The 12516-nt window shown below is 71.6% G+C and carries 12 protein-coding genes; 5 read left to right on the top strand and 7 right to left on the bottom strand.

Annotated features, from left to right (window positions below):
* Nucleotides 1–171 precede the first annotated feature (171 nt).
* A complete protein-coding gene (locus ACZ6S0_RS37345) occupies nt 172–702 on the top strand; it encodes a hypothetical protein (protein WP_465924045.1) in 531 nt (176 codons plus the stop codon).
* A gap of 127 nt (nt 703–829) precedes the next feature.
* Here the strand turns inward: ACZ6S0_RS37345 and ACZ6S0_RS37340 are convergent, their stop codons facing one another.
* Both ACZ6S0_RS37340 and ACZ6S0_RS37335 read right to left on the bottom strand, forming a co-directional pair.
* Nucleotides 830–1576, bottom strand: a complete 747-nt coding sequence (locus ACZ6S0_RS37340; RefSeq protein WP_465924044.1) for a phosphotransferase family protein — start codon at nt 1574–1576, stop codon at nt 830–832.
* 123 nt (nt 1577–1699) lie between these two features.
* The gene (locus tag ACZ6S0_RS37335) at nt 1700–3553 is read right to left on the bottom strand and encodes a hypothetical protein (protein ID WP_465924043.1); all 1854 of its coding nucleotides are present in this window, start codon (nt 3551–3553) and stop codon (nt 1700–1702) included.
* Nucleotides 3554–3846: 293 nt separating this feature from the next.
* On the opposite strand from ACZ6S0_RS37335, the gene ACZ6S0_RS37330 reads away from it, so the two are divergent.
* Nucleotides 3847–3999: a hypothetical protein gene (locus ACZ6S0_RS37330; RefSeq protein ID WP_465924042.1), complete on the top strand. Its 153-nt coding sequence runs from the start codon at nt 3847–3849 to the stop codon at nt 3997–3999.
* A gap of 58 nt (nt 4000–4057) precedes the next feature.
* On the opposite strand, the gene ACZ6S0_RS37325 is transcribed toward ACZ6S0_RS37330, so the two are convergent.
* On the bottom strand, nt 4058–4501 hold the full coding sequence (locus ACZ6S0_RS37325; protein ID WP_465924041.1) for an SRPBCC family protein: 444 nt from the start codon (nt 4499–4501) through the stop codon (nt 4058–4060).
* A 189-nt stretch (nt 4502–4690) separates the two neighbouring features.
* On the opposite strand from ACZ6S0_RS37325, the gene ACZ6S0_RS37320 reads away from it, so the two are divergent.
* Nucleotides 4691–6628: a serine/threonine-protein kinase gene (locus ACZ6S0_RS37320; protein ID WP_465924040.1), complete on the top strand. Its 1938-nt coding sequence runs from the start codon at nt 4691–4693 to the stop codon at nt 6626–6628.
* A 186-nt stretch (nt 6629–6814) separates the two neighbouring features.
* On the opposite strand, the gene ACZ6S0_RS37315 is transcribed toward ACZ6S0_RS37320, so the two are convergent.
* Nucleotides 6815–7501, bottom strand: a complete 687-nt coding sequence (locus tag ACZ6S0_RS37315; RefSeq protein WP_465924039.1) for a Crp/Fnr family transcriptional regulator — start codon at nt 7499–7501, stop codon at nt 6815–6817.
* Between the two features lie 24 nt (nt 7502–7525).
* Here ACZ6S0_RS37315 and ACZ6S0_RS37310 point away from each other — a divergent pair, with 24 nt between their 5' ends.
* A complete protein-coding gene (locus ACZ6S0_RS37310) occupies nt 7526–7795 on the top strand; it encodes a YciI family protein (protein ID WP_465924038.1) in 270 nt (89 codons plus the stop codon).
* A gap of 30 nt (nt 7796–7825) precedes the next feature.
* Here the strand turns inward: ACZ6S0_RS37310 and ACZ6S0_RS37305 are convergent, their stop codons facing one another.
* The 3 genes from ACZ6S0_RS37305 to ACZ6S0_RS37295 form a co-directional block, all read right to left on the bottom strand.
* Nucleotides 7826–9061: a cytochrome P450 family protein gene (locus ACZ6S0_RS37305; protein ID WP_465924037.1), complete on the bottom strand. Its 1236-nt coding sequence runs from the start codon at nt 9059–9061 to the stop codon at nt 7826–7828.
* A 333-nt stretch (nt 9062–9394) separates the two neighbouring features.
* A complete protein-coding gene (locus tag ACZ6S0_RS37300; protein WP_465924036.1) occupies nt 9395–10153 on the bottom strand; it encodes a MerR family transcriptional regulator in 759 nt (252 codons plus the stop codon).
* Between the two features lie 10 nt (nt 10154–10163).
* The gene (locus ACZ6S0_RS37295; RefSeq protein ID WP_465924035.1) at nt 10164–11048 is read right to left on the bottom strand and encodes a DUF2268 domain-containing putative Zn-dependent protease; all 885 of its coding nucleotides are present in this window, start codon (nt 11046–11048) and stop codon (nt 10164–10166) included.
* A 345-nt stretch (nt 11049–11393) separates the two neighbouring features.
* Between ACZ6S0_RS37295 and ACZ6S0_RS37290 the strand changes: the two genes are divergently transcribed.
* The gene (locus ACZ6S0_RS37290; RefSeq protein ID WP_465924034.1) at nt 11394–12383 is read left to right on the top strand and encodes a phosphotransferase family protein; all 990 of its coding nucleotides are present in this window, start codon (nt 11394–11396) and stop codon (nt 12381–12383) included.
* Nucleotides 12384–12516: the final 133 nt, after the last annotated feature.

Genomic DNA, 12516 nt, shown 5'->3' with positions numbered 1-12516 from the left:
CCGATGTTTTCACAACCGCCGTGGAGCGCGGCGAACGGAACCCCGCTCCTTCCAGGTGAACGTGCTGCCAGATAGATGCCGGCCGCCGGGAAGTCCTTGCCATGAAAAATCCGGAAGCTCACGTTTCCGACTCTTTCGGCCGGATCGAATCCTGCGCGTCAGACTGGGAGGATGTCGATGCGTACGCTGCCCGCGCTGCTGGTGCTGGTCGTGTTGTCCGGTTGCGGCTCCGGTTCGGCGCTGAGCCAGGCGGTGATCGACCAGGCTGCCCGGCAGGGCGTGGCGCCCGACCTGATGTACGTGGTGGACCTGCCCGGATACGAGCTGGCCGAGCAGTCGGTCGGGGCGGTGGGCGAGGAAGGCTTCGGCGCCGTCTACACCGCGCCCGGCGGCGAGCAGGTGGAGCTGCGGGTCGATCGGGGACCGTACGAGTGCGTCGGCACCTGTGAGCGGGACGGCGACGGCTGGTACACCGAGCACGAAGGGCGGCAGGAGTACATCGCGGTGCGCGCCGGTCACTACCTGCGGTTGACCAGCCAGGCCGGGCAGGTCGAGCGGGCCGTGCTGAAGCAGGCGGCGGAGGGTGCCCGGCCGGCCGTCGGCGACGGGACGCCTTCCCCGCCGCCGAGCCCGGTCGAGCGCGGCGATCTGCCCGAGAACGGCGACGACGCCCCGATCCAGCCCACCGGACCCGGCGGCTGAGACCACCCGCGCCGCGGATCCCGGCGGCGCGAGGCCACGCCTTCCCAGTCCGGAAGGCGAGGCGCTTCAGGAACCGGCCCGCCCGATAGGCGGAACCGCGCTCGTGCGCCGTCGGGCTCGTGCGGCTTCACATCCGGGATCTCAGCACATCGACCTCGCAGCCCGGCGCGGACGGGTCGAAGCCGTGCTCGACCAGCCAGCGGACCGCCATCAGGCTTCGCAACGACCACCAGGCGCGGATCACGTCGAGGTCGACGTCGCCGCCGTAGCCGGCGACGACGTCGCCAAGGTGTTCCTCGTGTCCGAGCGTCAAGATGGCGAGGTCGAACAGGGCATCGCCCTGGCTCGCCTCGGACCAGTCGATCACGCCGGTGATCTTGTCGCCGTCGATGAACACGTGGGCGAGCTGCAGGTCGCCGTGTGTGAACACCGGTGTCCACGGCCGGAGCGCGGCCTCGGCAATCTGGCGGTTGCGCGTGACCAGGTCCGTGGGAAGGATGTCGTTCGCGATGAGCCGCTCGCATTCGGTGTCGAGGTGCGATGCCAACTCGTCGACGCTTCGACCAGGCCATGGCGGCAGCGGCGCGTCGTGCAGCATCCGTACGGCGGCTCCGGCTGCGGCCCACGCCGCCGACGACGCGGTCGACGGCTCGCCGAGGCGGCCGAGTGCCGTCCCTGGGACGGCGGCGAGCGCGAGCACCGGCGGCTTCCGCCACAGGACCTCCGGAGTCGGGATCGGTGCCATGGCCATCGCCTCGACCTCGACGTCGGTACGCCTCTGATCAGCGTCGATCTTCAGGAACACGTCACCGACGCGCAGAGTCGCGCACTCATGGTGGGCGACGACAACTTTGACATCCTTCATGTCGGCCATTGTCGCGGGATGACCATCGACGTCACCACCGGTTAATCGGCTGCCCGGCTGCCCGCGTCCCGCCACTCCGCGCTCACTCACGACCAGAGGCGCGGCTGAGGCGAGCGTACGCCCCGCCGCTGCTCACGGCTTCAGTTTGAGCCTCTTCCTCGACGTGCCCGGGAACACGACGACCAGGTGCTCCTCCCCTGCGTCGCCGACCCGCATGTAGACGCGGAGCCGGTAGCGGCCCTTCCCCGCGATCGCCAGGTTCGGCATCGGGGCGCCCGCGCCCACCTCTCCGCCCTCGCCCCTCTCCGGCACGGTGAGCCGGCCGCTGCGGCTGACGATCGACACCTCGTTGACCTGATACCACCCGGCCGTCCGCCGTGGCGGCGCGGTGCGGAAGGCCTTCACTGTCAGGCACAGGCCAACGACGTCTTCGAGGTGCCCGATGAGCGCCACGCTGCCGGCCACCCCGATTTGGGTGCTGTCGTCGTAGACCCTGTCCATCGCCCGCTCGGCCGCCTCCTCGCCCGCTTCGTCCTCGGGGTCGTGGACCAGATAGCCGGGATCGCCGTCGACGAACAGGAAGTAATGGGCCGTTGCCTGGACGACACCCTTCGTGCCGGGCCACGGGTCGCGGCACGCGGCGTTCCTCTCGGCGATGTAGGCGGCGTTCGCCGCCTTCGTCTGCGCGGTCGACCGCAGCAGCTCGGGGTGGGTTGTGCCGATGATCTGCGGGCACACGTAGACGAGGTCCCACGGGTCCGCGCCCCAGGCGGGCCGCGCGCTCCCGGCCCGCGTCAGCATCGCCTCCTGCTCGTCGCGGTCCTCCGTACGGCACAGCGCCCGTCCGTACGCGAGGATCGCCTGGTCCGACAGGCTGTCCGGGAACATGGGCGGGACTCCGCCATCTGTGCTCCGCGCCCGGCACAGGAACGCGGCGTCGCGTTCCGCGGGTTTCAAATCGCCGAAGCTGGGGCGTTCGTAGCAGCCCGTCGACCAGCCGGTGTAGGTGAGGCGCGCGTGCTGCTCCGGGTGGACCAGTGCGATGATCGGCAGTACGGTCACGGCCGCCACCGCGAGGCGGATCACGGGCCGCCGCGCGGGCGGAAGGTCCGCCGGGCCGTCCTGAGTGGGCAGTTCACGGGCGGTCGCCGCGTTCCACACGGTGCTGACGAGCCCCAGCGCGTTCACCATGACCATCATCGCCAGATAGCCGCCGGAGATCCTTTCGAAGAGAACGTCGAGCAGGATCACCAGCACGTAGACGCTCGCCGACAACCACCCGGCAACCTGCGTGCCGCGGCTCCACCGGCCGTCGCGCCACTGCCCGACGACCGTGATGACGGTCGCCGCCGCTCCGGCCGGTATCAAGCCCAGTTCGACGACGCCGCCCGGTCCAAGCTCTGGGAGGTCGAGTTCGTCGAGCAGCAGGTTGACCACCCCGGCCAGCTCGAGCGCGAACATCGCGCCGGCCGCCGCACGCAGCATGCGGGACCGCCAGCGGATGACGAGCAGGTAGAGGAGGTCGATCGCGGTCCACAGCGCGAGCTGGAATGCCAGGTCGACCTCGTCGGGGAGCAGTGCGATCGGATACCAGAGCACGAGGCCGTCCGCCACCGCCAGATACAGCAGTCGGCGCAGCGCCTTCGCCCGGCGGTCCAGCGGTCCCGGCACGGGGGCACGCAGGATCAGCCACAGGAGCGCGGCCTTCACCGGGGCGGCCACGAGCAGCGCCGCGGTCGTCAGGGTGTCAAACCCGCCGCTCGTGTAGGACATCGCATAGGCCGGCGGCGACCATTCGACGGCCGCCCAGAGCCAGGCGTCACCGAACACCAGGCCCGCGGCCGCCGCCGCAAGAACCAGACCTACTAATCCAATCCTGAAAATCCGCCATAAACCATCCGAGCGCACGGGACGCGATCTTAGCGCGGCGTCGCCGTACTGGCGGACACGGCGGAACGAGCGGTTCCTCTGCCGATCAGACTCCACGATTCGGCGGCCGGCCCGATCCCATAGCCGGGCTGCGCAGAATGGCTTTGCCGCGAAGGACGCCCGTTGTGGAGCAAGCCGTCGGGATGTATCGCCGTTCGCCACGCGACTCGACGACAAGCGCCGTCCAGAGCTTTCCTGACCTCAGATCGGAGCCGCGCATTTCACCACAAAGGTGTTAGTCGATCCGGCAAAGCGCAAAAGTCCTTCAGAAGTGCCGGGCAAACCTTTCGAGCGTGAACAGGTTCTTGCGTCCATCTTTGCGCCGGGTACTGAGAACCGCGTGATGGTGGTTGCGGAAAAATTTCTGGGCCACGGCGCTGCGCGCGCTCCTGGTCGGCCTTGGCCAGGGTGTCGTCCTCGGCCTCGCCGACGCCGCCCCCGAGGAGTATTTCGCCGCCACCGCCAACGCCCTGGTCACCCCGGACGTGCTCGGACCGCCCTGACTTCCCCACCCGAAGCGCAGGCGGCGATCCGGCGTGGCCGTACCGTCCACGCCGCCGTTCACGTCAGCGTGGGAGCCCGACCGACGAGGATGTCCGCGCGGGCGACCTGCACCTGGCGGGCCTTGCGGACGGCGTACCGCAGCACCGGGCCGAGCGTCGCGTGCACGGTCAGCACGTCCTCGACCGCGGTCCCCGCGCCGTCCGCGGTCAGCCCGAACCGATAGCCGAGCCGCACTCCGCCAGGGCTGTCCACCTCGCCCTCGACGCCCTCCTCGGTGGCGCGTAACGTCACCTCGATCGGGTTGTCGTACTTCACCAGGCCGAAGAATCGGAACCGCTCCACGGCCACGAACCGCACCTCGCCGGGCTCCCGGCGCACGTCGCGTACCGCCACCACGAGGGGCGACAGGCCGACGTAGTTCGACGGCTCGCTGAGGTGCGCGAGCACCACGGGCGGCGGAGCAGGGACGTGAAAAGCGTGGCGGAGCACGGTGCTCGGCATCGTTCACCTCACAGTCGTCGATGGACTGCAACCGAGTATGACGCCGTACCGGGCCACTCCCCGCTCGACGGCGCCGCGACGCCGGTACCGGTCCTGTTGCGCCTGGTCGCCTGAGCCGCTGGCCTCGATCTCGCTTCCGGCCTGCGGCCGACGCTTCCGCTCCTTCCCGGCGGCTTGTAGCGTTCGCCTGTGAGGCCGGGAGAGGGGAACGTCACGTCCGAACCGCGCCCGCTGGGCGACGGCGATCCCCTGCGGATCGCGGGCCACCGGCTGACCGGCGTCCTGGGGGCCGGCGGCCAGGGGGTGGTCTATCTGGGCCAGACCTCGAGGGGGCGGCCGGTGGCCGTCAAGACGCTGCACGCTCACCTGGCCGGCGACGCCGAGGCCCAGGGGCACTTCCTGCGCGAGGCCGAGATCGCCCGGCGGGTGGCGGCGTTCTGCACCGCGCGCGTGCTGGACGCGGGCATCGCGGACGGGCAGCCGTACGTGGTCAGCGAGTACGTCCGGGGCCCGTCCCTGGGCGCGCTCGTGGCCGGGGACGGGCCGCGCGCCGGCGGCGGGCTGGACCGGCTGGCGATCACCACGTTGACGGCGTTGCAGGCGATCCACCGAGCCGGCGTCGTGCACCGGGACTTCAAGCCGAGCAACGTGATCATGGGACCGGAGGGGCCGGTGGTCATCGACTTCGGCATCGCCCGCGTCCTCGAACAGTCCACCACCGGCTCCGGCCTGGTGGGCACCCCGGCGCACCTGTCGCCCGAGCTGCTCGACGGCGACCGGGCCAGTGCGGCCTCGGACGTGTTCGCCTGGGCCGCGACCATGGTGTACGCCGCCACCGGCCACCGGGCCTTCCCCGGCACGATCACGGCGGTGGTCCTGAACGCGGTCATGACCCGCGAACCCGACCTGACCGGCGTTCCCGGCCACCTCCGCCCGCTGCTGGCCGCCTGCCTGGCCAAGGCCCCCGCCTCCCGGCCCACCGTCGCCGACCTGCTCACCGCCCTCACCCACGAGCGGCCCCTGCCCGGCCCCCGGGCGGCCGTGGGCCGCCGCCGCCTGGTGCGGGCGCTGGCGGCGGGGGTGGCCGTCGCCGTGGTGCCGGCGGCGTACGGGCTGACGAACCTCCTCTCCCCCGACCCCGGGACCCCGTTCGGGCACCTCGTCCGCGAGCCGGTCGCGGGCCCCCAGGCGTGGGTCCTGTCGGTGGCGCTGAGTCAGGTGAACGGCCGCCCGGTCGTGGTCAGCGGCGGCTACGACGGCACCGTCGCCGTGGCGGACCTGGCCACCGGCGCTCCCGTGGGCACGGTGCTGAAGGGCCACCGAGGGCCGGTCTGGTCGGTGGCGACGGGGCTGTTACGCGGCGGCCCCATCGCGGTCTCCGGCGGCCTCGACGGCACGGCCCGCCTGTGGGACCTGGCGGCCGGCACGCCGCTCCTCGAATCTTTCACCGGGCACCAAGGTTCGGTGGAGTCGGTGGCCGTCGGCCGGCTGGGCGACCGTCCCGTGGCGGCCTCCGGCAGCCAGGACGGCACGGTACGCGCGTGGGACCTGACGACCGGCGCGCCGATCGGCAAGCCGTTCGCGGCCCGTCCGGCGTGGGTCCTGTCGGTCGCGGTGGGGCAGCTCGGCGGCCGCCCCGTCGTGGTGTCCGGTGACCACGCCGGCGGGATCCACGTCTCCGACCTGGCCACCGGCGCCCGGGTGGCCGAGCGCGCCAAGGGCCATCGCGGGCCGGTCGAGTCGGTGGCGGTGGGGCGGCTCGGCGACCGCCCGGTGGCGATCTCGGGCGGTGGCGACGGCGACCACACGGTACGGGTCTGGGACCTGGCGAACGCCGCGCCGATCAGCGAGCCGTTCGAGGGCCACCGGAGCTGGGCCCTGGGCCTGGCCGCGGGCGAGTTGGCAGACGGCCGCGCCGTAGTGGTGTCCGGCGGTTACCGGGACGAGACCGTACGCGTCTGGGACCTGGCCACCGGCACGCCCATCGGCACCGCGCTCCTCGGCCATCGGGGCCTGATCGAGTCGGTGGCGGTCGGGCCCCTGGACGGCCGCCCGGTGGCGGTCTCCGGCGGCGACGACGGCCGGATCCGGGTGTGGAGCCTCGGACCGCCGTACCCGCCCGACTGAGCGAGAACAGGCGCGCCGACCTCGAAACGCCTGCGCCGCCACTTCCTCACCGCCGGTGGAGGACGATCGACGTCGGACGAGGTGCCCGGCACCTCGATCGAACGGCTGCTCATGGGCCTGCCCGGAACATCGTGAGGCTTTTGCGAGCGTGAACGGGCCCGCACCGGTCGGCCGCCCGCCCGCGGGTCAGCCGTGGGCTCGTCGTTCGAGCAGTTCCGGGGCCAGCAGGGTGACCGTGCCGCGGCTCACCGTCAGCAGGCCGTCGCGCCGTAGCCGCGAGAGCGCCCGGTTGAGGGTGACCCGGGTGACGCCGAGCAGCGCGGCCAGTTCCTCCTGGCCTCCCGGCAGCGTGACGACACCGTGCCCGGCGGCCTCCCCCAGCAACCAGGACGCCAGCCGCGCCTCGGCGGGCAGGGTCGCGGCGGCCACGAACCGCTCCTGGCCGGCGCGCGCCTGACCGGCGAGCACCCGCAGCACCTGCCGCCGTACGGACGCCGCGTCGTCGACCAGGCCGAGGAAGGGCTCGCGGCGCAGGTTTCGTACCGAGCACGGCGTGACCGCGGTGAGGGTGGCCGGATGCGCACCGCCGTCGATCAGGGCCACCTTGTCCAGCGCGCACGGGCCGTCCCACTCCCCGTGCCTGACGACCCGCCCGGCCCGCGTCGTCACGGTGGCCGACACCCGGCCGCGCAGTAGCAGCACCAGGTGCGTCGCCGCATCCCCCGCCCGGCACAACACGTGCCCGGCGGGATGCTCGCCCGGCCGGGAGACCTCCCACAGGACGCGCAACCGTTCGTCCGGCAGCCCGGCCAGCAGCGGCACACCGGACAGCGACCGCCAACCGGCCGTATCAGCCGATACAGACCCGCTCACGCCACCGAACCTACCCTCGGCCCCATGTACGTCCTCGAACTGGCCTTCACCGCCACCCCCGAGCGCCTCGCCGCCCGGCCCGCCCACCGCACGTTCCTCAACCGCCTGCACGGCGAGGGCCGCCTCGTCGCCGCGGGCCCATGGGCCGATGACACAGGGGCGCTGCTCGTGTTCGCCACCGACCGCGCGGGCCTGGACGCCATCCTCGCCACGGACCCGTATTACCGCACACCCGGCGTCCACGTGCTCTCCGTACGCGAGTGGAACCCGGTCGTCGGCCCGCCGTCTCCTTGACGAGCGACTCCATCTCGCGGCGAGCCCGACTCAGGGGGTGAGGAGGGCGGGCAGGGTGCGGTGTCCGTTGGAGATGAAGGACTGCAGCGGCAGCAGCTCTTCCGGGTCGGCGGCCAGGGCCAGAGCGGGGTGGCGGTCGAACAGCGCGGGCAGCGCGATCGAAGCCTCCAGCCTGGCCAGGGGCGCCCCGAGGCAGTGGTGGACGCCGTAGCCGAAGGCCAGATGTTCTTTCGCCACGCGGGTGACGTCGAACTGGTCGGCCTCCTGGCCGTGCACCTCCGGGTCGCGTCCGGCGGCCCCGTAGCAGGCGAGGATGGCGTCGCCCGCGCGCAGTGTGAGGCCGTCGCCGAGGTCGATGTCCTCGACGGCGAAGCGTAGCGGCAGGTTCGCGAGGGGCGCCTGGCTGCGCAGTGTCTCCTCGATGACGTCGTCCCAGGTGGCGCGGCCGTCGCGGACGAGGGCAAGCTGGTCGGGATGGGTGAGCATGGCGAAGATGGCGTTGTCGAGCAGGTTGACGGTGGTCTCGTGGCCCGCGCTCAGGAACAGCACCAGTGTGTCGACGAGTTCGTCCTCCGACAGGCGTGAATCGCCGTCGCGGACGGCGATCAGGGCAGAGGAGAGGTCGTCGCCGGGGTTGCCGCGCTTGTCGGCGATGAGGCCGCGGAGGATCCCCTGCAGGCGCGGGTAGGCGTCGGCGGTCTCCTCGGAGGCTTTTCCCGTGTGGAAGAACGCGTCCACGCAGCGGCGTACCTCTTGGCGGGTGGCCTCGTCGTCGACGCCGAACAGCTCGCAGATCACCCTGATCGGCAGCGGGTAGGCGTAACGCTCGCGCAGGTCCACGGGCGTCCCGTCGGGTGCGTCGGACAGCTCGTCGAGCAGGTCATGGGCGATCGCCTCGATGCGGGGCCGCAGCGCGGCGGTGCGCCGGACGGTGAAGGCGCTGGAGACGAGCCCGCGCAGCCGCCGGTGGTCCGAGCCGTAGGCGGTGAACATGTTGCGTACGGCCACCCAGGTGAACAAGGGCCAGTCAGGGGAGATCTCGCCTTTGATCCAGGCCGGCCAGTGCTGATAGGGGTCCTTGGACACGCGGGCGTCGGTCAGCAGGCGGCGGAGCAGCGGCTGCCCGGACACCGCCCAGGCTTGGACGCCGCCGGGCAGCTCGACCCGTGTGGCGGGCCCGAGGGCGCGGATGTGCTCGGCTTCCTGGTGGATGTCGCGGCCGGTGGGGTCGATGACGAAGGGGTGGGCGCCGGTGGGGCTGTCCATGATCGTCTCCAGGGTCGCGTGGGCTGCGGGCCGTGGTGCTCTCGTTCCGTCTGTAATCGTTTCGCTCCGGACGGTGTCGTGCCCACTGTCGCGGCGGCTCCATGTCCGTACGGGTGGACAGGTCCGCAGCCGGTTCGAGACTGTCGGAACCGACCACGAGGAGGGGGCTGTCACGGCCCTTCCGCGACGCTGTCGTGGCGTTCGAGCGGACGGGTCAGCCGCGAAGGACCGCGCGCGGCCGGTCCACACCCGCGCAGACCTCGGCGGCGTACTCCGACGTCAGCTCCGCCCACCCGGTCTCGCGGAACTGGTCATCTCTGCCTACCACCCGGGCTACATCCGGGTCCGCGCGTACGCCTGCAGCGCGTCGCGGACGAACGTCGCTCCCGCGGCGTCGTCGTACATGGCGGTGAAGCGGGAGTCGTCGACGTACATGTCCCCCAGGCATTTCACCATCTCGATCGAACGCTCCCTGTCGCCCTCGGCCGTAGGGGTACCCGGGATCCGGCTCAGCCACTGGACGTGCCGGGCAGCCAGCGACTGTGCGTGTTCCGAGGTCGGGGAAGCCCCGGTCTTCGCTGCGGCGACCCATGCGGCGACGAGGTCCTTGGTGTCCTGCTTCCAGGCCCGCTGCTGGTCGAGGCTCTTGCCGTGCCACCAGTCGTTGCTCACTCGGAACGCGTGCTCGCCCCAGCGTGAGATCACCTCGTCCTGGTAGCCGTCGTTGAACCCCGCCAACATGACGTCCATCCGCGGTTCCGCCCCCGCCTGCAGGGCCTCGAGCGTGTGACGTACGGACCGGATCTGCCGTTCGATGCGGTCCCGTTCCTCTTCCAGTGCGGTGATGTGGGCGCGGAGCCCGTCGCACGTGTCCACCTCGTCGGCCAGGACCTCGGCGATGGCCGGCAAGCCCATGCCGAGGCGGCGCATGAGCAGGATCCGCTGTAGCCGGGCGACCGCGGCGGGGTTGTAGTAGCGGTAGCCGTTCGCGCCGACCCGGGACGGGGCCAAGAGCCCGAAGCGGTCGTAGTGACGCAGGGTGCGGCTGGTGATGCCGGCCCTCGCCGCGAGTTCCTGGATCGTCCACTCCATCGTTCCAGTGTTACCCGCGGCGGAGCGTGGTTGCGATGATCTCCGAGCTCTGGGCGTGCAGGGACTGCGCCGCCGTCTTCCCGGTCACCGACAGGTAGGTGTCGACCAGCCGGTTGCCCGCGGCGTAACCGGCGCCCATCGGCAGCCCCACCGGGGTGACACCGAGGTGCTCGGCGCCGGGGTCGCCGTGCGCCCAGGCGGTGAAGTTCCGCATGCCTGTCACGTCGAGCCCGGTGAGCACCTTGTCGAAGACCGCGTCGTCGTGCAGGTGCGGCACGCCGATGCGGGCGGGGCCGAGTTCGTCGCCGTAGAGCTGGCGGGCGAAGGCGTCGGCCAGGCCCTCGGAGACGATGTGCTCGCCGACCGTGACGGTCATCGGGTCCCACACGACCCCGCCCGGGCTGAACCTCAGATTGTGGTGGAGTTCGTGCACGGCGGTGGCCTCCAGCCGCTCCACGTTCTCGGGGAAGGGCCAGAACGTGATGGCGATGTTGCCCGAGATGCCGCCGAACCCGGTCACTCCCAGGCAGGGACCCATGAAGTGCTTGTCAGCCGGATCGCCGAGGACGAACAGCACGGTGATGTCCGGGGCCTCCAGCCCCGGCGTCGCCTCCAGCAGGACGGCGAGAGCGTCGTCGAGCGCGCGTTGCATCCGCTCCCACGCTCCGGCCGCCGCCAGGGTTTCGAGCGCATCGAGGCAACGCTCCTCGTCGCGGTCGATGGGGAACCCGGACGTCGCGCGGTGCATGGCCACCAGATCGACCTCGCCGGGGTGGTAGCGGTACATGCCGCTGTTGGGCTCCAGCATCGAACGCAGCAGGTCAGCGCGGTCCGCGACCGGGGCCAGCAGGATCCGCCGCATGGCGGAGCAGGTGTCAAGAACGGTGATCGACATGGCCCCGATGCTAGAAGTTGACGCAACGTCAAGGTCAAACCGGCGGCGCTCCTCGTCGAGGTACGGCCGGCCTGCCGTCACCGGGTCCCGTCATGACCGGCGGTTCGCCGCTGCGGTGGACTCACGCGACTTGGTCCCGCTGTTCGGGTGCGCCCGTGCCACCGTGCCGGTCGTGCCGGTGGGTTTCGGTGCGTGGGCCGGGCATGGCAGGCCCGTTCAGGCGGGACTGGACCCCGTGGCGGACCTGGGCCGGCGCGTGCTCGCATCCGGAGCAAACCCGTTGCCCCCACCTCGATGCTCCCCGTAGGGTGCGCGAGTCGTCGTGGTGGAGAGGCGGTTCGTGACGTGACACCCAGGGCGGTGACGCGGGAGCAGTTGGCGGGTGCGGCACGGGCCGCGCTGGGCGGCGGGCGGCGGCTGGAGACGGTCGAGCGGGTCGCGGGCGGCAGCAAGAAGGGCGTCTACCGCCTGGTGATGGACGACGCGACGACGGCGATCGCCTATCTGTGGGATGACGCGGAGAACCACTGGCCGGTGGCCGAGGGCGATGACGACCTCACCGATCCGTTCTCGCCCGGCCTCGGGCTCGGTCTGTTCCAGGCCGCGCACGCGCGGCTGGACGCGCTTGGCGTCCGCGTTCCGGCGATCCGTCTCGTCGACGGTGACGGCGCCCACAGCCCGGCGGACCTTGCGATCGTTGAGGACCTTCGCGGGGAGAACCTCGAGGAGTTGCTCGTGCGAGACCGGCGTGCGGCTGCTCCGGTCCTGGCCCGGCTCGCGGAGTCGCTGCGGGCGATGCGGGGTCACCGGCCTCCGGCGTACGGCAAAGTGGCCGTGGTCGACGGAGGAGGAACGTCGCGAGGCACGTCGTGCGAGGGGACGGTCCTCGACCGTGCGCGGCGGGACCTCGCCGAGGCGGCCTCCCGCGATCCACGCATCGCGGGCGCCCGCGACCGACTGGAGGAGCGGCTGCTGACCCTGGCGGCGGCGGTGGCGCCCCGGACGGAGTGGGCGGTCGTGCACGGCGAACTGGGGCCCGACCATGTGCTGGTGGACGCGGACGGGAACCCCGTGCTGATCGACATCGAGGGCTTGATGTACTTCGACGTCGAGTGGGAGCACGTTTTCCTGCGGATCCGCCTGCACGACGCCTACGGGCCCCTGGAGGCGGACGGATTGGACCCGGACCGGCTCGCGCTTTACATGCTCGCTCAGCGACTCTCGCTGACGGCGGGGCCGCTGCGACTGCTCGACGGGGACTTTCCCGACCGGGCGTTCATGGCGGACATCGCCGAGCACAACCTGCAGCATGCGCTCGAACTGGCTCAGACCTGATTTCCTGGTGTCTCGATTCGTTCGCTGATCAGCAGCAGGTGACGCCCACATCAATGACCTCCGCCCAGGGGTTTGTTCGCGAGAAGTGACCGCACCCGAAGCGGGCATGCGCCGGTGCGCCGGGGTTACGACG

Source organism: Nonomuraea sp. NPDC051298 (assembly GCF_055586305.1).
This window is presented reverse-complemented; position numbering and strand designations above follow the sequence as displayed.